We start from the raw sequence: 20,618 nt of genomic DNA on the forward strand, positions 1-20,618 counted from the left end.
CAGTTTTAATTTTGCCTGTAAAGTAAATTTACTTAACAAATATAACATTTAGACTGGTAATTACTTTGAATAAATGATAAAATACTACGAGTTAAGGCTATTTGCCAAATCATAAAAACGTAGGGAGGTCACAAGCCATGCGCGTACACATTACATTAGAATGTACCGAATGTCACGAACAAAACTACTTATCAAGTAAAAACCGTCGTAACAATCCTGACCGGGTAGAGCTTAAGAAATATTGCCCACGTCAACACAAGGTGACGTTACACAAAGAAACAAAATAAAGGCATAGGCGATGAGCCTGCGCCTTTTTTATTTAAGACAGGAGGAAACGACCAGATGGCAACAAAAAAAGCAGTTCGTGAAGAGATTATTGCAGCATTGAACGCCATGCCTGATGATGTTCGTCATTTTCAAGCTGGAACGTTATATGAACGATTATTTGAATCCGAAGAGTGGAATCACAGTCAAACAGTTGCAATTACACTGTCGACTGGTTTTGAGTTGGATACCCAGCCCATCATTGAGGCTGCTAAACAGGCTCGAAAAGAGATTGTTATTCCCAAAACATTTAATACTGATCGCAGCATGATTTTTTTACCGTTAACTGACGAAACGGTGATGAAAGAATCCAACTTTGGTATTATGGAACCAGAAAATGGCACTGCAGTACCGAAAGATCAAATTGACTTAATTGTTGTTCCTGGCCTAGGTTTCACTAAAAAGGGAGCACGTCTTGGTTTTGGCGGTGGTTATTATGATCGCTTCTTAGCCGATTACCAAGGACGAACCGTTACCCTTGCATTTGAAGCCCAAATGTTTAAAGAACCAACTTGGCAAGTCGCCGATACTGACGTACTTGTCCAACATGTCATCACGAGCCACTAAGGGGGCAAATAATGCAGCAACAACTCAAACGCTGGTTATCTGGGCCATACATCACCGTAGGCTTGATCGTTGTGATGTTTTTGGTGTATGGTGCCATGACGTTGGCTGGTGGCAGTCAAAACGCTCAGGTACTAGTAAATTTTGGCGCTAAATATAACCCCTTGATTCTTGCAGGACAGTGGTGGCGTTTTATAACCCCTATTTTTTTGCACATGGGGTTTGAACACATTCTTTTTAATACGGTGACACTTTATTTTATTGGTATTCAGATTGAAGCCATTTTCGGGCATTGGCGCTATTTAGCGATTTTCTTATTGTCTGGAATTGGCGGTAACTTAGCTAGCTTCGCATTTAACCCTAATTCAATTTCTGCTGGTGCTAGTACCGCCATCTTTGGGTTATTCGGTGCTTTTCTGATGCTTGGGGAGTCCTTTTGGGAAAACCCCTATATTCGGCAGATGACCAAAACTTTTGTCCTGTTCATTGTTCTTAATTTGGCCTTTGGTCTATTCAGTCCTGGTACTGATCTTCAGGGTCATATTGGTGGGTTAGTCATTGGTTTTTTGGCAGGATATATTGTTGGTGTCCCGAAGCTAGGAAAAATTAGTACCGTAAAAAGAATTTTAGCTGTAATCGTTGCCATTCTTATCATGATTGGGCTATACTATTCCGGTATAACGTTGTAAAATAATAAAGTAGTTGTGTGAAATTTCGGAGGATATCGAAATGAAAACGCTCTATGATGTACAACAGTTGTTAAAACAGTTTGGTATATACGTTTACGTAGGGAAACGCTTATGGGATATTGAGGTCATGGCGTTGGAATTGGATCATCTTCATGACGCCAATGTAATTGATCATAAAACGTTTGCACATGCCAAGTTGGTTTTGACACACGAGCACCGTCTCGAAGAAACGCGAGAGAACACGAAATAAGTCTGGAGGACACAAGTTCATGGCAAAGAGTTTGATTGGTATTGATTTAGGTGGTACAACCACTAAGATTGCATTCGTCACTCAAGAGGGTGATATCATGCAAAAATGGAGCATCCCAACTGATATAAGCGAAAACGGTAAGCATATTGTCCCTAATATTATTGCTTCACTTAAGAAGACAATGACGGACTCTGGCTATACCAAAGATCAGTTTATGGGTATTGGAATGGGGACGCCAGGTGCTGTTGATATTGAAAATGGGACTGTTATTGGTGCCTATAACTTAAATTGGACAACTACCCAACGTGTGCGTGACCAGATTCAGGAAGGCGTGGGCTTGAAGCTCGTTTTGGAAAACGATGCAAACGTCGCTGCCCTTGGTGAATTTTGGAAGGGTGCCGGTGAAAAGGATTCTGATGTGATCTTCGTTACACTCGGTACCGGTGTTGGTGGCGGTGTGATTGCTGGCGGCCAATTACTGCACGGTATTAATGGTGGTGCTGGTGAACTTGGTCATATTACCGTTCAGCCAAATGGTTACCTATGTACTTGTGGCAAGCGCGGCTGTCTCGAACAGTATTCTTCAGCAACTGGTATTGTCCATGTTGCTAAGGATATGGCAGCTGAATTTACTGGTAAATCACGGTTAAAGGAACTCTTCGACAATAACGAAGAAGTAACTTCAAAGATGGTCGTTTACTTGGCTGATAACGGTGATATTTTGGCTAGCCGAATTGTTGACCGTGTGTCATTCTACCTTGGTTTGGCATTAGCTAACTGTGCTAATATTTTGAACCCAGCTAACATCATTATTGGTGGCGGCGTGTCAGCAGCTGGTAACACTTTATTATCACCAACTACCCGTTACTTCCAAGAAAACACGTTCCCTGCTGTCCGTGACTCAACACGGATTAAGCTTGCTCAGCTTGGTAATGATGCTGGTGCAATCGGTGCTTCATCATTAGCACTCCGGTTTGAAAACGCAGGCGCATAATTAGTTTGGAAGGACGAGACAGATGGTTATTGCAGCAATTTCAACATCGCAACTTTATACGATCATTTTGGTCGTTTTACTGATTGCTTACTTGCTTTGGTATCTATATGGTATCTATCAACGTAATCAAGCAGCAACTTTAATTGACGAAAAAACCTTTAGAGAAGGTATGCGTAAGGCACAAGTCATTGATGTTAGGGAGAAAAAAGACTTTGACGCGGGCCATATTCTTGGTGCTCGTAACATTCCCTATTCGACAATGCGTGCATACTACCAGGGAATTCGTAAAGATTTGCCCGTTTATCTGTATGATCAGGGTAAGGCTATGAGTTCTCGTAGTGCGGTTTTATTAAAAAAACACGGTTACAAAGACATTTACATTTTAAAAACGGGGTACGCACGTTGGGATGGTAAAACTAAAAAATCCTAAGTGTGTGACGAATCGTTGTGTAATCAAATTTTTATGAAGTAACGTGTATGAAAAAAGGGACTTAATTGCTGTTAAATATAGCAATTAAGTCCCTTTTTATGTTTACTAACTATTCTCTCAGAATCAAATTCTCTAAACATTAGTAAGCAAACCCATTGCCATTTTCACAAAGTGTGGTAATATGGGATTTGTTGATGGCGTATTTGATATAAATGCAGTGTTTCTAAATTGGCATTTTGTTGATTGGCGTCATTTGAAATTCATTTTAATTACATTTTAATCTTGTTTTATAAAGGTTACGAGCAGGAAGAGTACTTAAATCCGCTAGGCAAAGAAAGTTCCAGTTGATGAAAAGGGACCTTAGCGTTTTAAGGAAGTGCGTCTGTTTTGAGACCTATTTGCGTAATGGCAAATCGTCAGGACACGTTATCGTCCTCAGGCTTGAAAACGAGCCGTAAGCACACATCACACAGGGTGGAATAGCGATTTTAATCGTCCCTATCAGTTTAGAAATAAACTGATGGGGACTTTTTTGTTTTCAGAACATTGCGATTTCAAATAGGTCAGTAATTAAAACGAATATTTTAGGGCAGGAGGCAAAATCACATGAGTAGCTGGCAAATTATCCAGCAAAGTTTACCGCTTTTTGAAAAGGGGTTCGTTCTAACACTTTGGCTGTCACTGATTGGCATTATTGGATCAATTATCGTTGGTCTGATTTGCAGTTTGCTGAAGTATTTCCAAGTACCCGTTCTTGGTAAGATAGCCGCCATCTACGTTGAAATTTCCCGAAATACACCGCTTTTGGTACAGCTCTTCTTTCTGTATTACGCTTTTCCAGTTTTTGGGTTTAAGTTGAATGCGGAAATGTGTGGGATCGTTGGTTTGATCTTTCTGGGCGGCAGTTACATGGCTGAGGGATTCAATGGTGGTTTTGACGGTGTTAGCAAGACCCAAGTTGAAACGGGTAAGGCAATTGGTTTATCGCGTTTGCAATTAGCTCGCTACGTTGTTTTTCCTCAAGGTTTTACACTGAGTGTTCCGGCATTAGCGGCTAACATGATTTTTTTGATCAAGGAAACCTCGATTTTTACGGTTATTGCAATTCCGGAGTTAACCAACACTGCACTTGATTTGATTGGCATGTATTACCGATCCAATGAATATTTGTTCATGCTAGTTGTTGGGTATGCTATTATTTTGATTCCATTGTCAATTATTCTCACTATTTTGGAAAAGAGGGTTCGTTATGGCTCATTCGGGAATTAACGTTTTATTTGAAGGCCGTAACCTCATTCGTTTGTTTGGCGGATTATGGACGACGGTCGAAATTGCAGCGGTTGCGTTAGTGTTGGGCCTAATTTTAGGTGTCGTTCTTGGGGTTTTAAGAACCTTTCCTAGTCGTCTGTTGCGATTTGTATTGCGGTTATACTTGGAATTTTTCCGAATTATTCCCACGGTTGTCCTGCTTTTCCTGTTTTATTATATTCTGCCAAAGCAAATGGGTGTTAACCTACCTGCAAATCAAGTGGCAACATTAGTATTTGCGTTGTGGACAGCCGCTGAGATGAGCGATATTGTCCGTGGTGCTTTAATTTCGGTGCCAAAACACCAACGCGAGTCCGGTATGGCGATTGGCCTCAGTCGCTGGCAACTTTATCGTTATGTGCTGATTCCTCAAGCAGTTTCGCTGGAGTTACCAGCTACCATCAACTTAGTTACCCGTGTGATTAAAACAACCTCGTTGCTGATGCTGATCAGTGTAATGGATGTTATTAACGTCGGGCAACAAGTTGTTGAAGCCAATAATCAAAAATATCCTACTGGCGTCTTTTGGGTCTACGGTATCATCTTCGTGATGTACTTTGTAATCGACTACCCACTATCTTGGTGGGCAAAACGGATGGATAAAAAGAGATTGGAGCGGGCAAATGGCTAAAGAAATCGTCAAAGTCGAACATTTGGAAAAGTTCTATCAAAAGCGTCACGTGTTGCACGACATTAATTTCTCAGTTAATGAAGGTGAAGTCGTTGCGCTGCTCGGACCCTCTGGTTCAGGTAAGAGTACATTGATTCGCTGCTTGAACGGTTTGGAACCTTATCAACAAGGTGAAGTCACCTTCAATGGCGAAAAAATTGTACCAACAGAAAAGAATTGGCAAAAGATTCGTCAAAAAATCGGGATGGTGTTTCAAAGCTACGATCTATTCCCTAACTTAACGGTTCTGGACAATATTTTGTTGGGACCCGTTAAAGTTCAACATCAATCCAAAGAGGCGGCAACAGCTAGTGCTGAAAAATTACTGGATCAAGTTGGCTTGCGCGAGTATGAAAATGCGTACCCGCGGCAATTATCGGGCGGTCAAAAACAGCGGATCGCGATTGTCCGGGCGTTAGCGTTGAATCCTGAATTAATGCTATTTGATGAAGTCACCGCGTCACTTGATCCAGAAATGGTTCGCGGTGTTCTGAACATTATTTCAAATCTAGCACAAGATTCTAACATGACTATGATCGTAGTGACGCATGAGATGAACTTTGCTCAACAGATTGCAGATCGCGTCTTATTCTTGGAAGATGGCAAAATTTTGGAACAAACCAAGGGTAGCCAATTTTTCGAACAACCACAAACTGATCGGGCTAAGGCATTCTTGGATAGCATGGATTTTTAATTTTTAGAACTGGTCATTTCGTTTTGATTCAGCTTGAGAAAACATCGTTTATTAATTTACTAACCAGACTTTTTATAAAACCAATCATATTTAGGGAGGAATCATAGATGAAGAAATTTGGGTTTAAGAAACTTGGACTGTTTTTGGGCATAGCTGCTAGTTTAGCGTTGGTATTAAGCGGCTGTGGTAGCAGTAGTAAGAGCAGTTCGTCAGCAAGTTCCACCAAGAGTACCAGTCAAAGTACCGTCCAACAAATCAAGAAGCGTGGGACGATTCGGATTGCCGTCTTTGGTGATTTACCACCATATGGCTGGGTTAATAAGCAAGGCCAGCGTGTTGGTTATGATTTAACCTTAGCACGCCAAATTGCTAAAGATCTCAAGGTAAAGCCAAAGTTTGTGCAAGTTAATGCTAATAACCGAGTGGATGCTTTGAACTCTAATAAAGTTGATCTTGTGTTGGCTAACTTTACCGTGACACCAGAACGGAAACAAGTTGTTGACTTTGCTTCACCATACATGAAGGTTTCTGTTGGGGTCGTTTCACCAAAATCTCAGCCGATTACGAAAGCTAGTCAGCTTCAAGGCAAGAACCTCATTGTGACTAAAGGTACCACGGCTGAAAACTACTTCACTTCAAAGCAACCCAATGTTAAGTTATTAAAATTTGATTCTAAGACCCAGCAATTCAACGCGTTGAAGAATAACCGTGGGGTTGCACTGGCGGATGATAACTCTTATCTTTACGCTTGGGTTAAGGACCAGCCTAAATACACTGTTGGTATCAAATCAATTGGACCAAAGCAATACATCGCACCAGCTGTTAAGAAGGGGAACAAGTCTCTCCTAAACTGGACGAATAAAGAAGTAACATCATTGAATAATAAAGGCTTTTTTGACAAAGACTACAACTCTCAATTGAAGCCATACTTTGGTAAAGAAGTAAAACCATCAGATATTGTTATCAAGTAGCTGACTGATTTGATGCAATAAGCGAAAAACTCGTAGCTTGAATTCCGTTACAATACTTTACGGAATTTTCGGCTATGAGTTTTTTATTTAGATGCAATATAAAATCCCACAATGATTTGAACTGCGAATCATTATGGGATATCTAAATGGACATTGATTGTAGGATGAAAGCTTAGTGGTGAGCCGAACGAGATTTACGAGCTGCCCGTTTGCGGTTTTCTTCAAACCGTTCTTCTTCGTCTTCAATTGGTTCGACAACTTTTTTCTTGAATGAGAGTGCTGCACCTGCGACTGCGCCAATAGTAGCTACAGTGCCAAATAAAAATCCTTTGATGAAATGCTTCATTGTTAAAGGCCCCCTAACAGGTTAAAATATGATTTGTTACCTACATTATGCAGGTTTTAGGGCTAAATTTCCAGTCATTAACAAAATTATAGTGGAGTGATCAGTTTGAAAAAAGTATTGGCCATTATTGGGCCAACGGCGGTGGGTAAAACCGCTTTATCATTGGAATTAGCCAAACAATTTCACGGTGAAATTATTTCCGGCGATTCCATGCAAGTTTACCGTGGTTTGAATATTGGCACTGCAAAGATTATGCCTGCGGAACGAGAAAATATTCCGCATTATTTAATTGATATCAGAAACATTGATGAGCGTTACTCAGTCGCCGATTTTGTGGCAGAAAGTCAACGTTTGATTGACGAAATTTCCAATCGTGGTGGATTACCCATGGTAGTGGGCGGTACGGGTTTTTATCTAAAGGCACTACTGTATGATTTGAACCTTGGTGGTGACCATTTTGAGCCATCAGAAAAAGTTAGGAATAAATGGCATGATTATGCAGCACAACACGGTCAGCAAGCGCTGTGGGATCATTTAAACCAGATTGATCCGGATGCAGCTCAAAATATTCCGGTCACCAATGAACGTCGGGTAGTACGTGCGTTAGAAGTTTACGAGCGAACGGGGACGTTATTTTCAAAACAGCAGACCGTCCTAAAACCAAGGTACGATGCGTATGTGATTGGGCTTAATACCGACCGGAGCAAAGTGTACGAACGAATTAACAAGCGAGTGGATCAAATGCTTGACGCAGGGTTAGTGGATGAAGCACGTCGTTTATATGAGGCTGGGGGTGAGCAATGGCAGTCGGGGAAAGGCATTGGTTATCGGGAACTGTTTCCTTACTTTAAGGGTGAAATTTCAAAGGATAATGCCGTTGAGAAAATTAAACAGGATACCCGGCACTATGCAAAGCGGCAACTGACCTGGTTCCGACATCAAATTCCTGTACATTGGTACGATATCATTGCTGATCCAGGCATCAAACGCGAGATTGGTACATCAGTTTCAGAGTGGCTTGAAAAATGATGTGATAAAACATGACATGAAGTGTTGACAGGCAAACAGATAGTGGTATGATTAAACATATTAGAGGGAGGTGAGTGCAATGGCAGAAAAAGAACTACAGCGATCTAAGTCAGTTTTGCCAATTGGTACAGTCATGAAGTTAACCGATTTGACTGCTCGTCAGATTCGTTATTATGAAGAACAAGAATTGGTGATTCCACAACGAACCGACGGAAACCGGCGGATGTATTCTTTAAACGATATTGATAAGTTGCTCGAAATCAAAGATTATTTGGATGACGGTATCAATATGGCTGGCATCAAAGCAATTTATGCGCAGCAGAAGAAGCGAGCTGATGATATGAAGAACGAATCGTTGACTGATAGTGATGTTCGTCGGATTTTGCATGATGAATTTCTCAATATCAGCGGTTTCGAACCTAATTCTGGTCCTTCATTGCATTCACAGCGACCTCTAAAATAACCACAATTACTGACTGTTAACACAATCTATCATTCAAGGAGCGATTTTATGCCAAAACACGATTACACCAAAGACGATATTCGTCAAATGGCTAAGGACGAGAATGTTCAATTTTTACGGTTAATGTTTACGGATCTGTTTGGAACGATTAAGAATGTTGAAGTACCAATTTCTCAATTGGAAAAACTACTCGACAACAAGTTAATGTTTGATGGTTCTTCAATCGACGGTTTCGTCCGCATTGAAGAAAGTGATATGTATCTGTATCCTGACTTATCAACTTGGATGATTTTCCCTTGGAGTAGTGATCGTGGTAAAATCGCACGTGTCATTTGTGAAGTTTACACGACAGAAAACAAACCGTTTGCTGGTGATCCACGTAACAACTTGATTCGTGTGTTGGATGATATGCGTAAAGCTGGTTTCACCGACTTTAACATTGGACCAGAACCAGAATTCTTCCTATTTAAGATGGATGATAATGGTAAACCAACTACTGATTTAAACGATCAAGGATCATACTTTGATATGGCACCAATGGACATGGGTGAAAATTGCCGGCGTGAAATTGTGTTAACCCTTGAAGACATGGGCTTTGATGTCGAAGCTGCTCACCATGAAGTGGCACCTGGTCAACATGAAATTGATTTCAAGTACGCTGATGCACTACATGCTGCTGATAACATTCAGACTTTCAAATTGGTTGTAAAGACGGTTGCACGTAAGTTTGGTCTTTACGCAACCTTCATGCCAAAACCATTAGCTGGTATTAACGGTTCAGGGATGCATCTGAACATGTCACTCTTCCATAAAGATGGTAACGCCTTTTACGATGAAAAAGGTGATTTGCAATTATCACAGGATGCTTACTACTTCTTAGGTGGTTTGCTGAAGCATGCACGTAGCTTTACAGCTATCTGCAACCCAACTGTTAACTCGTACAAGCGGTTAGTTCCAGGTTATGAAGCACCAGTCTATGTTGCATGGTCAGGTTCAAACCGTTCACCATTGATCCGGGTACCAAGTTCTCGTGGTTTATCAACTCGTCTTGAACTCCGGAGTGTTGACCCAACCGCTAACCCATATCTAGCCATTGCTGCTGTTTTGGAAGCCGGCTTAGACGGTTTAAAGAACAAGATCGTGCCTGAGAAGAGTGTTGATCGTAACATCTATCGGATGGATGACAAAGAACGTAGTGACAGTCATATCACTAATTTGCCTGATACATTACACAACGCACTTAAGGACTTATCTGCTGATGAAGTGATGCGTAAAGCTATGGGTCCACATCTATATCCTAGCTTTATTGAAGCTAAGAACTTGGAATACGATGCTTATCGTACTCAAGTTTCTAAGTGGGAACGCGATCAGTACCTCGAATTATATTAATGAATCTCTGATTTTTTAAAAATGACGGATAGCCTGTTTACCAGTCGATATGATTGGTAGACAGGCTATTTTGACGGTTAAATAACAGTTTAGCGGTTCTTCTGGGTGCTGTGCAGTTGCTAGGGATGAAGATTTCTTTTAAATATCGACTTTTTCTTTAAAACTGCTTTATTAATCGTAAATTATCATTTAAGATTAAGTATATACAGCGAGAAATAACAATCGAGGGATAAATATATGCCGAATAATAATGAAGAAACAAATCAGGAAGTAACGCCGGGTCAGGCTCAGCTTGATTCGTCACTTACTCAAAAAATTAAATACTTGCAGACACTGCAGTCCGCGTTACATGAACACGATGATCGTCAGATTTATGAATTGATCGATAAGCCACGTTATGATCGTGAAGTTAAGAAATCGAGATCGACAACTAAGACTCAGAATTTGGCGGACTTGGTAGCCGATGATCATGAACAACTCAGTCATTATTTAAGTGAGAATTTAATCGATTATCTCGGAAAAACTTACCCATTTTTCTATTATGATGAAGTTCGTAATGGTGAGTTTGATATCTACTTTGGTAATTGGTGGGATCGCCGTAAGTTTGGTAAATTGGACGTCTTAAATGTTGCCTTTGAATTTGACGAAACTGAATATGGTAAGCTGAAACGCTCCTTTGAGTTGGATGCGCTTAATCAGCGTTACAATACCGATAATATCGCTGAGATTTCTGCTAACAGCGCTCAGCTTCAAAAACTCATTGATGGTCAGGATGAACGTGACCACCAAAAAGAAACGCTTCGCCAGCAGCTTAAAGAGGTTAGTCAAAAGAGCACGTTGCCATGGGATTCTGGTAAAGTTAAAGAAGAACGTCAAACCATTGTGGATCAGTTGTCAAAATTAGCTGATGATGACGAAGAAGCAATCAATGCTAATAAGAAGATCAAGGAAAACGATGAAAAAATTCTGAGTCTGTCAAAAGAAGATACCATTTTGACGTATGAGAAACAGAGCATTCAGCAAAGATTTGAAGATTTTTCACACTTTGAATCTCATAATCAAAGTTTGTATACGGACTACCTGACGAGTTTGATTGGTAAAGGGCAGGTGAATGTTGATGATTAACGAGAATGATCCATCGACGCTAAGTACAAGCGGCAGATTACTATCCTACAATAATGCAGTTAAAGAGGGATTAAAGATTGGTCAGCAATTCACCGAACTAATGGACCAACTGATCAATACTAAGGATCCTAAAGAATTGGTGGCTGCCGCACAAACGTTATCGGTTTTTGAACTTGACAGCGATTACGTGACTTTTCCTCACCAGTACAATAATGCCGATTACTATTTGGTCTTTATGAGCCGATTGCTTGAATTACATGACCAAGGCGAAGCAATCACCTTAGACTCGCACGAGGACAATCAGCACTTAACTCAGCAAATTTCAGCGTTAGGTGATCTGGGTGTGTTTGCTTTTGTGTCAGCTAATGACAATACTGGTGGCGTTTACTATCAAGATAAAGTCACGGGTGAAACACTGTTTTACCTGAATCTCAAACGTCGAATGATGCGTATTAATAGTAGTGCGATTACAAAATTGTTTATTGAAACGTATGCGGACAAGCTTGAAAAAGAACATTTACTGTCGGCAACTGACTTGTTAATTGCATTTGGGCAAGCGCTTAAAACTGACTTCGGCTTCGATGTTGACTTCAACTTGTTAGATACAAGTAATAACGAATTTTACGCCTTTCAAACTAGTAATCTATCCGGCGAAATCGTCGATAAACTATTTGTGGCTGCGGCATCAGAAAATTACATGTTGAAGCACGATAAAGACGGTGCGGTGTTGGAATTGGCGCCAGACCTCAAGCTTAAGATAGCCAGTCATAACGCAACTGGGGGAGCAGCCTGGGGACTGTATGTTTCTGATGAAGATCAGACGGTTTCCTGGTTCAAAGTTTTGTTAGAATATCCTTTCTTGCGTAAGTGGTATCTTGAAAATATTGATGACTTGCAGATTCGTTCAGACAACTTAGTTTTTTAGAGGTGATATATTGACGTTAGATTTAGCTAATTTATTACAAACTGCTATTCAACGGCGTAATCAGTTTAATTACGAGCATCAGGTTGCAGTGAGTCCTGAAGAGGGGTTACGGGTTGATTACGTGGCATTGCACGTCTCGTTAGGTCATTTAGCCGATTTAATGGGTTGGTTTAAGTTGGGACAAGAAAAGCCTGCTATTTCACCTGATGGGCTGCTTAAAGCATACGTTGAGGTGATTGACCATACCTTTCAAGTTGCTGCTAGGCAGACGTGGTCTCACTTAATTGTGATGACACCGGATGATTTAGAGGCTTTAAAGCAAAAACGGCCGGCTAAGAGTTTAAGCCAACAATACTTGGCAATTTCTCATTTTATTGATCAGTCGTTTTTTGATCGGCAGCAAGCGGCCTTCCAACATGCTTGGCATTTGATTTTAAAATGGGGATTTGTTGATTTAGGTTTCACTGAGGAACAAATCCAAACCGCTTACTTAAAAACTAATAAATAAAAGAAAAGGGATTGTTTATCCAACTCGATAAACAATCCCTTTTTTGAATCTAAAAACGATTAACTAATGTGAAGTAATTTGAAAAATAATTGCACGTAAGCGCGCTTCGGTGATGAACCTAAATGCTTTGACTGAGCACGCTGACGACTTGCGCTGAGATACAATTCCCATACGCCTGCAAATACAAACAAGCCGATAATAAATGAGATGAAAATCATCGCAATCCCCCCATAAACTTAGATTTCAATTACGTTACAAGTACATTATGGTTTTATGACATCGAATTTGCAAGTTATTTTATTCAAAAAGTTTGGGTGTACAGACAATTGGTTGAGAGGGGCAGATACCTCTTAAAACATTATTTGTATCGTACAATAACACGTCAGTAAAGCATCTTTATTGACGCTGATTTTATCCATTAAAATTAATTTTAATTGATAAAAATTTGCAAAAAAAATTCTAGGTAAACTAAATCCACGTGATCAAAACAATCATCACTGGTAGTTTACCTAGAAAAGACTAATCGTTTAATTAAATAGTGCGGCAAGAGAGATTCGAACCCTCGACCTACGGTTTAGAAGACCGTTGCTCTATCCAGCTGAGCTATTGCCGCATAACAATGAAACAACACGTATAATTATATGTGAATAGTGGGGTTAAGTCAATCACAAAAGCGATTTATTGGTGACTAAAACTAATATTTATTCGATTCTGATGTCAGCAATTATTAAATCAGTTTTTCCAACTGTGTTTTAGCGATAGCTTAAAGAAAGCTGGACAAATTTCCAATATATTTAAATAATTGGTAGCGTTTTCTTACAATTTAATCGAATACAATTGAAATACTGTAGCACTCCTGATAAAATAGGGACAAGTTGATCAGCTGGAATTAATCATACTTTTGGAGGAGTATTGTTTAATTTCAGATTCTAATTTTTTGATTGACTAAACGTATCAGATTAGATATTTGTACGGAATAGGCAGTTATATTTCAGTGAAGTGATTTGATTAATGGAGGGACGTCACTTTTATTAAAGGATGGGGAAACGTTATGAGTAGAATGATTGAGATGAAAGGCAAGCACTTTGGTCGTTTGACAGTAATTCGCCAAAACGGTCAGGATCCAAAGAATGCTGATTTATTGTGGGAATGTCGTTGCAGCTGCGGCAATATCGTTACAGTGGATGGTTCACGTCTCCGTGGAGGCTATGTCAGAAGCTGCGGTTGTTTGCGTCGGGAACTAGCGCGTGAACGATATACAAAAAATGAGGGCTTCACCAAAAACATGGGAAATCCGCAGAATTTACGCACTAGTGATGGCATTATGGTTTCTTCTATTAAAGAGTCTCAGCGCAACACATCTGGGGTGGTCGGAGTTTCCTATGATAAGACCACGGATCGTTGGTTGGCTCGTTTGATGTATCAGGGACACTATGTGTTGCTTAAAAGCTTTGAAACTAAGGCAGAAGCAATTGATGCACGCAAAGAAGCAGAAAAAGTATATTGGCATAAATCAAAAAAGAACCCACAAACAGCTATGTAGAATTGAGTAAAAAATTGGGTTAATACAACTGACTATTGGTTACATCAAAAAGAGCGCTGAATGTTCAGCGTTCTTTTTTAGTTTAAAGATTGAAAATTTAAATCTAGTTTTGATGAGTGAATTTAACAGCTGTACCATATGCGGCAACGGACTGCATGTCAGTACCGATTGAACCGGAGTCAAAGCGCATCATGACCACGGCATCTGCACCAAGTTCAACGGCGTTTTGTCTCAGTCGTTCAATCGCCACGTCTCTGGCCTCAATCAACATTTTGGTATAGTCTTTAATCTCACCACCAACGATGTTTTTCAGGCCCGCGCCAATATTTCTGACAACGTTTTTTGACTGCGTGGTTAAGCCAAAAACTTCACCAATAATTTCGTATTCTTTACCAGGAATTTGCTCAGTTGTTGTGACAATAATTTCTGACACGTGAATACCCCCTTTATTTGAAGTCAGTGTATCATGAATGATTCGAAAATACCAAATTGATCAGAGTAAAATCTTCGTAACTTCACCAGCCCGAATGATGCGCTTCTTGGCAGTGGCTTCATCAACGATAACTAACTGACCTAAGGCATCGACATCAATGACTTTGCCGGTTACTGAAGAGTGTCCAATTTGCATTTGAATTCGCTTATTCATCAGGATCAAAAGACGCTTATATTCACCAATAAATTTCGAATTGGTATAGGTGGTGCTTGAGTAATATAGATTGCTGGCTAATTCAATTAAAAAGTTTGTACGATCAAATGGCGTAGGTGGTTGTATGAGCAGATTTCCAGCAATTGTTTCAAGTTCTTGAGGAAAATTAGGCTGGTATAAGTTGATGCCAACACCGATAATTACTGACTGGTTGGCACCTTGCTCTACTAGTATGCCAGCAACTTTACGGTTGTTTAGATAAATATCATTGACCCATTTAACCTGAACTGAAAGGTTAAAGCATTTTTTGCTCGCTTTGACGATGGCCATTGCCAGACTCGTAGTAAATAGGCCAGTTTTTTCAGGCTCAACGGTTAAGCTTGGTAAAACCAATGAAAAATAGAGACCACCAGCGGACGAGTAAAAGCGACGAGCACGCTTGCCGACACCGGCCGTTTGCTGGTCAGCCCATATCAAACAGGGATTTTGGATGGTCTCTTGCTGGGCTAATGTTTTTGCATATTGATTGGTTGAACCGATTGAGTCAACGTGCAATAAGCTGATTTTAGTTTTCGTTCGATCGCGTAACTTGTTTTCAATATCCCCGTCGTTCATTGTTTTACCTCCAAGATGTGATTATTATAACATATATCATTTTAGTCATCATTTGGTTAATTAGTTTGATAATCAAACTATTAAAACGATTGGAAACGCTTTCTTAAATAGTGCAGATACGTGTAAGAAAGTGGGTCGTACGTAGTCAATTTTGGAAAATTACTTGACAGTGACTCTGATTTTAGAATATGATAACGCCATCAAATACTTTGATGTTTGAAATAGTTTTGAAGGAGGTGCTTTGCGACCTATGCAATTAACTTCTCAAGAGATTCAAGAGCTTATTCCTAACCGGTTCCCGATTTTTTACATGGATGGCGTTAAAGAACTTGTTGCTGGCGAATCAATCACTGCTATCAAAAACGTCACCGCTGATGAAAGCTTTGTTAACGGCTATCGTCCAGGTGAATACGTGATGCCGCCAGCGTTGATTGTTGAATCACTTGCACAGGCAGCTTCGATTCTGATCTTGAAATCGCCGGCTTTTGAGCATAAAACTGCTTACTTAGGCGGGATTTCTAAAGCTGAATTTCTGAAGGACGTTCACGCTTCAGATCAGTTAGAGCTTAAAGTCAAAATGAAAAAACAGCGTGATAATATGGGCGTTGTTTCGTGTGAGGCTGTGGTTAACGAAGAAGTTGTCTTGAAGGCTGAGCTGATGTTTATCGTTGAACCCGAAGAAACCGTACGTTAACTACCGAAATTCTCACTGGTATTGTTTGGAAATGAGATCATTTGCGAATCAAAATAGGTGATGAATAGATGGATTATTCTACGGCCAAACGGGTCAACCAATTATTAACAACGGTATATGGCGATATTGTGAGAGTGGAGGAATTGGCTCTGAGAACGAGTCAGTTTAAAGATATTTCCCTCAAAGAAGTGCACGCTGTAGACGCGATTTCAATGTACGAACATAAGACCACTTCGGAAGTTGCTCGTGAGTTACGAATTACTCCTGGAACTTTGACAACTATGGTTAATCATTTGGTTAGAAAAGACTATGTTAAACGTCTTAGAAGCGATGATGACCGACGTTTTGTCCGTCTAGGGCTGACGCGTCGTGGTCGTTTAGTTTATCGTGCTCATGCGTCTTTTCATCGGCAAATGGTTGAAAGCCTTGCTAAGGGTATGGATGATGAGCAACTTAAAATCATTGAAAGAGCACTGTTAAATTTGGAAGCGTTTCTCGAATTCGCTTCACCAACTCCAAATAAGTGAGGGGTTACTTAATGACAGGTATTCAAATTGTCCAAAGTGCTAGTACGGTCCCAGAACGGGTAGTTCCCAATGACGAGCTGAATGCCTACATGGATACTTCAGACGAATGGATTTCCACGCGAACGGGGATCAAGCAACGACATGTTTCAACTGGACAGACCACTAGCGATTTGTGTACTCAAGTCGCACAGAAGTTGCTGGATCAAACTGATTGGCAAGCTTCAGATTTAGACTTTATCATTGTTGCCACCATGTCTCCAGACTATATGACACCTGCAACAGCCGCCATTGTTCAAGGGCGGATTGGTGCCAAAAAAGCGTTTGCGTTTGATTTAAACGCTGCTTGTTCGGGTTTTATTTACGGACTAAAAGTGGCAGAGGGATTACTGCAGACTCCAGGTACGCGAGGCATGTTGATCGGTGGCGAAGTCTTATCCAAGTTAATTGACTGGCACGAACGCTCGACTGCAGTTTTGTTTGGCGATGGTGCAGCGGGTGTTTTGTTAGCTAATGATAAGCAAACTGAGTCAGCGTTTCTAGCCTCAGACCTTCAGACCATTGGTGATTTAGGTGATAAGCTGACGGCTGGTTATCAGCCTGTTAACTCTGTTTTTGCCAGTGATTCGACTGACCCGCACCAGCGTTATTTTGAAATGGATGGTCGGGCAGTTTATAAGTTTGCAACACATCAGGTGCCTGAATCGATTCAACGCGCGGTAACGAAAGCCGGTCTGTTGGTTCAGGACGTTGACTATTTTATTTTACATCAGGCAAATCAGCGAATTCTTGATCAAATCGCTAAGCGGTTGGATCAACCCAGTACCAAGTTTCTGACTAATGTGGCTGATTACGGCAATACGTCGGCAGCCAGTGTGCCAATTTTACTGAATGAAGTTATTCAAAACGACACCATTCAACGTGGTCAAATCATCGCGTTGAGCGGTTTTGGTGGCGGATTAACCGTTGGTACACAAATTATCAAATACTAAACACAAAAAATAAATGATAGCTTAAGGAGCTCAAATATTATGACTAACGACGAAATTTTTTCAAAAGTACAGGCAATTATTGTAGATCAAACTGGTGAAGATGCAGAAAAGGTTACTATGACGACCAACATCAAACAAGATTTAGACGCTGATAGCCTGGATATTTTCGAAGTAATCAATGAAATTGAAGATGAATTCGACATTAAGATTGAAACTGAAGAGGGGATTGAAACCGTTTCTGATTTGGTTACCTTTGTTGAAAAACAATTAGCTGACAAGGAGTAAAAACAAGCTTATGCAATTAGATCCATTTATGCAGTCATTAGGATTAAAATATCCGATTTTTCAAGGCGGTATGGCATGGGTCGCAGATGGCCGTTTGGCGGCCGCGGTATCAAACGCTGGCGGACTGGGAATTATTGGTGCTGGTCATGCCTCTGGTGAGGTCGTAGCTCAGGAAATTGAACGGGCTAAGTCACTAACTGACCGGCCTTTTGGTGTGAATGTGATGCTCCTTTCTCCACATGTGGAAGATGTCGTAAATGTTATTTTGAAGGCGCACGACAGCATTACGGTAGTCACTACTGGTGCTGGGGATCCTTCCAAATACCTTTCGATGTTTAAAGCTGCTGATATTAAGGTTGTTCCGGTAGTGGCTTCGGTTGCGCAGGCTAAACGGATGGCCAGAGTGGGCGCTGATGCTGTCGTAGCTGAGGGTATGGAGTCAGGTGGTCATATTGGCAAGTTGACGACGATGGCTTTAGTTCCTCAAGTAGTTGATGCCGTTAACATTCCGGTAATTGCTGCTGGTGGAATTGCCGATGGACGCGGTTTAGCTGCTGCCTTCATGCTGGGTGCAGTAGGCGTTCAGATGGGAACTCGATTCCTCGTTGCAGCTGAATCCAAGGTTCATCCCGATTATAAACAAGCGGTGCTTAAGGCCAAGGACATCGACACGGTAATTACTGGTGAATACGCTGGTCATCCTGCACGTGTTCTTAAGAATCCGATGGCAAAACGGTTTATTCGGCTTGAAAAGGCTGAGGCAGCTAAAACTGAGCCTGATTTTGGCGAAGTTGAAGAAATTGGTAATGGTAGTTTGCGGACCGCTGTTTTAACGGGTGATCGTGAAAACGGTGCCTATATGGCAGGCCAAGTGGCTGGACTAGTTAAACAGGCACAACCTGCCGCGGAAATTTTGGCTGATGTCTATGAACAAGCTACAAAATTGATGGGTGGTGTCTAAACTGAAGGTTGGATTATTATTTAGCGGTCAAGGTGCGCAAAAAACGGGTATGGGTGAAGAGCTGTATCAGCAAAACGCAACTTATAAAGCGGCCATCGACCAGGCTAGTCAAACACTTGATATTGATTTACCAAAACTATATTTTGATTCGTCAGCTGCAGATCAGTTATCTGAAACACGGTTTACGCAACCTGCAATCGTAGCAATGAGCTGTGCGCTTTACGAGGTTGTCAAAGAACAACTACCGACCGTTGTAGCTGGCATCGGGCTTAGTTTGGGCGAGTACAGTGCCTTAGCAACCAGTGGCTTTATGACCACTGCACAGGCATTGAAACTTGTTCAACTGCGTGGTCGTTTGATGCAACAGGCTAGTGATGCACAGCCAAGTAAAATGGTCGCAATCATGAACACGCCAATTGAGATGATTCAAGAAGCTTGCGATGCAGCCAAAAGCAATGGACTGGTTTCAATTGCAAACGTCAACACGCCTAAACAAGTCGTGATTGGCGGTGAAGTTGAGGCAGTGGATGCGGCAGTTAGTTACTTAGAATCAAAAGATGTCAAACGCATGGTACCCCTCAAAGTCAGCGGTGCTTTTCATACGCCTCTCATGCAGCCAGCTCAGTCAGAACTGCATGATGCATTAACAAAAGTGAACTGGACACAGGGTAACTTTCCGGTAATCAGTACAACGACTGGTAAACCATTTAAAACCAATGAATTAACACAAACACTGACGAATCAGCTGATATCTACCACTAGATTCACGGATGCCATTCAGCAGTTGAATGGTCAAGTTGATGCTGTCATAGAATTAGGGCCTGGTAAGACCCTTATGAGTTTTGCTCGGAAAACAGTTAAGGGGATTGATTATTATCATATTGATGACGTTGATACCCTTAATAAAACGATGACAGCTTTAAGGGGTGAGTAAGTTTGGAATTAAAAGGAAAAACGGTTTTAGTGACCGGCAGTACACAGGGTATCGGACTTGCTATTGCGCAAGCTTTTGCAAAACAGGGTGCCAACGTTGTGATTAATGGTCGCCATGGGGCATCAAAAGAGGTTATTTCCTCGATCCAAGCGGAAAACGTCACGTGTTGGGACCTCTCGGCTGATATCACTGATCCGGATGCTGTTAAAACGATGATCGACAGCATTTATGAAAAGGCTGGTCAGCTTGATATTGTGGTTAATAATGCCGGCATTGTGAATGATAAGTTACTTAATCGAATGAGCGAAGCTGATTTTAGTCAGGTGATCAACACCAATTTGACCGGTACGTTCAACGTGATCAAAGCCTGTCTGCGACCAATGTATAAAGCTCGCCGTGGGGCTTTCATCAATATGGCAAGTGTTATCGGTTTGACAGGTAACATCGGTCAAGCTAATTATGCTGCTAGTAAGGCTGGAATTATCGGCTTGACTAAGTCAGTAGCTAAGGAAGCTTCAATGCGGGGTATTCGTTGTAATGCGATTGCGCCAGGTATGATTGATACCGCAATGACAGCACAATTGTCCGATAAAGTTAAAGCGGAAATTTTAAAACAAATCCCGTTAAAACGTCTGGGGTCAACCCAAGAAGTTGCCCAAGCAGCCATCTTTTTAGCAGAAAATGACTATATTACAGGTCAAACCATCACAGTTGATGGTGGCCTAACAATGCAATAAGGAGCGAG

Annotated in this window: 27 protein-coding genes and 1 tRNA gene; 24 read left to right on the plus strand and 4 right to left on the minus strand. The window is 41.0% G+C overall.

Annotated elements, in window-relative coordinates; genetic code table 11:
• Nucleotides 1-137: 137 nt before the first annotated feature.
• The 10 genes from rpmG to CES82_RS04525 all read left to right on the plus strand — a co-directional run bounded on the left by rpmG (nucleotide 138) and on the right by CES82_RS04525 (nucleotide 6,894).
• The gene (rpmG, locus tag CES82_RS04480) at nucleotides 138-287 is read left to right on the plus strand and encodes a 50S ribosomal protein L33 (protein ID WP_082593127.1); all 150 of its coding nucleotides are present in this window, start codon (nucleotides 138-140) and stop codon (nucleotides 285-287) included.
• Between the two features lie 55 nt (nucleotides 288-342).
• Complete coding sequence (locus CES82_RS04485) at nucleotides 343-891, plus strand: 5-formyltetrahydrofolate cyclo-ligase (RefSeq protein WP_098824123.1); 549 nt, start codon at nucleotides 343-345, stop codon at nucleotides 889-891.
• A gap of 11 nt (nucleotides 892-902) precedes the next feature.
• Nucleotides 903-1,577 carry a rhomboid family intramembrane serine protease gene (locus CES82_RS04490; protein WP_098824124.1) on the plus strand — a complete coding sequence of 225 codons (675 nt, stop codon included), beginning with the start codon at nucleotides 903-905 and terminating at the stop codon, nucleotides 1,575-1,577.
• 40 nt (nucleotides 1,578-1,617) lie between these two features.
• Complete coding sequence (locus CES82_RS04495) at nucleotides 1,618-1,827, plus strand: YqgQ family protein (RefSeq protein WP_098824125.1); 210 nt, start codon at nucleotides 1,618-1,620, stop codon at nucleotides 1,825-1,827.
• Nucleotides 1,828-1,846: 19 nt separating this feature from the next.
• Nucleotides 1,847-2,821 carry an ROK family glucokinase gene (locus tag CES82_RS04500; protein ID WP_098824126.1) on the plus strand — a complete coding sequence of 325 codons (975 nt, stop codon included), beginning with the start codon at nucleotides 1,847-1,849 and terminating at the stop codon, nucleotides 2,819-2,821.
• Nucleotides 2,822-2,843: 22 nt separating this feature from the next.
• Nucleotides 2,844-3,251 (plus strand): rhodanese-like domain-containing protein, encoded by a 408-nt coding sequence (locus CES82_RS04505; protein ID WP_098824127.1) that lies wholly within the window; start codon nucleotides 2,844-2,846, stop codon nucleotides 3,249-3,251.
• Between the two features lie 606 nt (nucleotides 3,252-3,857).
• Nucleotides 3,858-4,520, plus strand: coding sequence for an amino acid ABC transporter permease (locus CES82_RS04510; protein WP_098824128.1), 663 nt, complete (start codon nucleotides 3,858-3,860; stop codon nucleotides 4,518-4,520).
• Complete coding sequence (locus CES82_RS04515) at nucleotides 4,501-5,190, plus strand: amino acid ABC transporter permease (RefSeq protein ID WP_098824129.1); 690 nt, start codon at nucleotides 4,501-4,503, stop codon at nucleotides 5,188-5,190. Before CES82_RS04510 ends, CES82_RS04515 begins: the two co-directional genes overlap by 20 nt.
• Nucleotides 5,183-5,923: an amino acid ABC transporter ATP-binding protein gene (locus tag CES82_RS04520; RefSeq protein ID WP_098824130.1), complete on the plus strand. Its 741-nt coding sequence runs from the start codon at nucleotides 5,183-5,185 to the stop codon at nucleotides 5,921-5,923. The genes CES82_RS04515 and CES82_RS04520 overlap by 8 nt, the downstream gene beginning before the upstream one ends.
• Before the next feature lie 107 nt (nucleotides 5,924-6,030).
• Nucleotides 6,031-6,894 (plus strand): transporter substrate-binding domain-containing protein, encoded by an 864-nt coding sequence (locus tag CES82_RS04525; RefSeq protein ID WP_098824131.1) that lies wholly within the window; start codon nucleotides 6,031-6,033, stop codon nucleotides 6,892-6,894.
• A 172-nt stretch (nucleotides 6,895-7,066) separates the two neighbouring features.
• Here the strand turns inward: CES82_RS04525 and CES82_RS04530 are convergent, their stop codons facing one another.
• Nucleotides 7,067-7,240, minus strand: coding sequence for a DUF3042 family protein (locus CES82_RS04530; RefSeq protein WP_089108180.1), 174 nt, complete (start codon nucleotides 7,238-7,240; stop codon nucleotides 7,067-7,069).
• Between the two features lie 105 nt (nucleotides 7,241-7,345).
• Here CES82_RS04530 and miaA point away from each other — a divergent pair, with 105 nt between their 5' ends.
• The 6 genes from miaA (at nucleotide 7,346) to CES82_RS04560 (ending at nucleotide 12,679) form a co-directional block, all read left to right on the plus strand.
• The gene (gene miaA / locus CES82_RS04535; protein ID WP_098824132.1) at nucleotides 7,346-8,269 is read left to right on the plus strand and encodes a tRNA (adenosine(37)-N6)-dimethylallyltransferase MiaA; all 924 of its coding nucleotides are present in this window, start codon (nucleotides 7,346-7,348) and stop codon (nucleotides 8,267-8,269) included.
• 79 nt (nucleotides 8,270-8,348) lie between these two features.
• Nucleotides 8,349-8,732 (plus strand): MerR family transcriptional regulator, encoded by a 384-nt coding sequence (locus CES82_RS04540; RefSeq protein ID WP_098824133.1) that lies wholly within the window; start codon nucleotides 8,349-8,351, stop codon nucleotides 8,730-8,732.
• A gap of 48 nt (nucleotides 8,733-8,780) precedes the next feature.
• Entirely contained in the window at nucleotides 8,781-10,121 is a 1,341-nt protein-coding gene (glnA, locus tag CES82_RS04545) for a type I glutamate--ammonia ligase (protein WP_098824134.1), read from the plus strand.
• Nucleotides 10,122-10,358: 237 nt separating this feature from the next.
• Nucleotides 10,359-11,246 carry an exonuclease SbcC gene (locus CES82_RS04550; protein ID WP_098824135.1) on the plus strand — a complete coding sequence of 296 codons (888 nt, stop codon included), beginning with the start codon at nucleotides 10,359-10,361 and terminating at the stop codon, nucleotides 11,244-11,246.
• The gene (locus CES82_RS12460) at nucleotides 11,239-12,171 is read left to right on the plus strand and encodes a hypothetical protein (RefSeq protein ID WP_098824373.1); all 933 of its coding nucleotides are present in this window, start codon (nucleotides 11,239-11,241) and stop codon (nucleotides 12,169-12,171) included. The genes CES82_RS04550 and CES82_RS12460 overlap by 8 nt, the downstream gene beginning before the upstream one ends.
• A 10-nt stretch (nucleotides 12,172-12,181) precedes the next feature.
• Complete coding sequence (locus tag CES82_RS04560) at nucleotides 12,182-12,679, plus strand: dUTP diphosphatase (RefSeq protein ID WP_098824136.1); 498 nt, start codon at nucleotides 12,182-12,184, stop codon at nucleotides 12,677-12,679.
• A gap of 539 nt (nucleotides 12,680-13,218) precedes the next feature.
• On the opposite strand, the gene CES82_RS04565 is transcribed toward CES82_RS04560, so the two are convergent.
• A tRNA-Arg gene (locus CES82_RS04565) sits at nucleotides 13,219-13,292 on the minus strand.
• Between the two features lie 438 nt (nucleotides 13,293-13,730).
• On the opposite strand from CES82_RS04565, the gene CES82_RS04570 reads away from it, so the two are divergent.
• On the plus strand, nucleotides 13,731-14,222 hold the full coding sequence (locus tag CES82_RS04570) for an AP2 domain-containing protein (protein WP_098824137.1): 492 nt from the start codon (nucleotides 13,731-13,733) through the stop codon (nucleotides 14,220-14,222).
• Nucleotides 14,223-14,325: 103 nt separating this feature from the next.
• Here CES82_RS04570 and CES82_RS04575 read toward each other — a convergent pair whose 3' ends face one another.
• Together CES82_RS04575 and CES82_RS04580 are read right to left on the minus strand one after the other, a co-directional pair.
• Nucleotides 14,326-14,655, minus strand: coding sequence for a heavy metal-binding domain-containing protein (locus CES82_RS04575; RefSeq protein WP_098824138.1), 330 nt, complete (start codon nucleotides 14,653-14,655; stop codon nucleotides 14,326-14,328).
• Nucleotides 14,656-14,715: 60 nt separating this feature from the next.
• The gene (locus tag CES82_RS04580) at nucleotides 14,716-15,483 is read right to left on the minus strand and encodes a biotin--[acetyl-CoA-carboxylase] ligase (RefSeq protein ID WP_098824139.1); all 768 of its coding nucleotides are present in this window, start codon (nucleotides 15,481-15,483) and stop codon (nucleotides 14,716-14,718) included.
• Nucleotides 15,484-15,733: 250 nt separating this feature from the next.
• Between CES82_RS04580 and fabZ the strand changes: the two genes are divergently transcribed.
• The 7 genes from fabZ to fabG all read left to right on the plus strand — a co-directional run bounded on the left by fabZ (nucleotide 15,734) and on the right by fabG (nucleotide 20,610).
• Entirely contained in the window at nucleotides 15,734-16,177 is a 444-nt protein-coding gene (gene fabZ, locus CES82_RS04585) for a 3-hydroxyacyl-ACP dehydratase FabZ (protein ID WP_098824140.1), read from the plus strand.
• Between the two features lie 68 nt (nucleotides 16,178-16,245).
• Nucleotides 16,246-16,704 carry a MarR family winged helix-turn-helix transcriptional regulator gene (locus CES82_RS04590; RefSeq protein ID WP_098824141.1) on the plus strand — a complete coding sequence of 153 codons (459 nt, stop codon included), beginning with the start codon at nucleotides 16,246-16,248 and terminating at the stop codon, nucleotides 16,702-16,704.
• An 11-nt stretch (nucleotides 16,705-16,715) separates the two neighbouring features.
• On the plus strand, nucleotides 16,716-17,693 hold the full coding sequence (locus CES82_RS04595) for a beta-ketoacyl-ACP synthase III (protein ID WP_098824142.1): 978 nt from the start codon (nucleotides 16,716-16,718) through the stop codon (nucleotides 17,691-17,693).
• A gap of 39 nt (nucleotides 17,694-17,732) precedes the next feature.
• The gene (locus CES82_RS04600; RefSeq protein ID WP_098824143.1) at nucleotides 17,733-17,978 is read left to right on the plus strand and encodes an acyl carrier protein; all 246 of its coding nucleotides are present in this window, start codon (nucleotides 17,733-17,735) and stop codon (nucleotides 17,976-17,978) included.
• Nucleotides 17,979-17,988: 10 nt separating this feature from the next.
• On the plus strand, nucleotides 17,989-18,939 hold the full coding sequence (gene fabK / locus CES82_RS04605) for an enoyl-[acyl-carrier-protein] reductase FabK (protein WP_180245662.1): 951 nt from the start codon (nucleotides 17,989-17,991) through the stop codon (nucleotides 18,937-18,939).
• Nucleotides 18,932-19,873 carry an ACP S-malonyltransferase gene (locus CES82_RS04610; RefSeq protein ID WP_098824144.1) on the plus strand — a complete coding sequence of 314 codons (942 nt, stop codon included), beginning with the start codon at nucleotides 18,932-18,934 and terminating at the stop codon, nucleotides 19,871-19,873. Before fabK ends, CES82_RS04610 begins: the two co-directional genes overlap by 8 nt.
• 2 nt (nucleotides 19,874-19,875) lie before the next feature.
• Nucleotides 19,876-20,610, plus strand: a complete 735-nt coding sequence (gene fabG, locus CES82_RS04615) for a 3-oxoacyl-[acyl-carrier-protein] reductase (protein WP_098824145.1) — start codon at nucleotides 19,876-19,878, stop codon at nucleotides 20,608-20,610.
• Nucleotides 20,611-20,618 lie beyond the last annotated feature (8 nt).

Origin of the sequence: Secundilactobacillus silagincola (assembly GCF_002583405.1) — a bacterium.
GTDB classification, from domain to species: Bacteria; Bacillota; Bacilli; order Lactobacillales; family Lactobacillaceae; genus Secundilactobacillus; species Secundilactobacillus silagincola.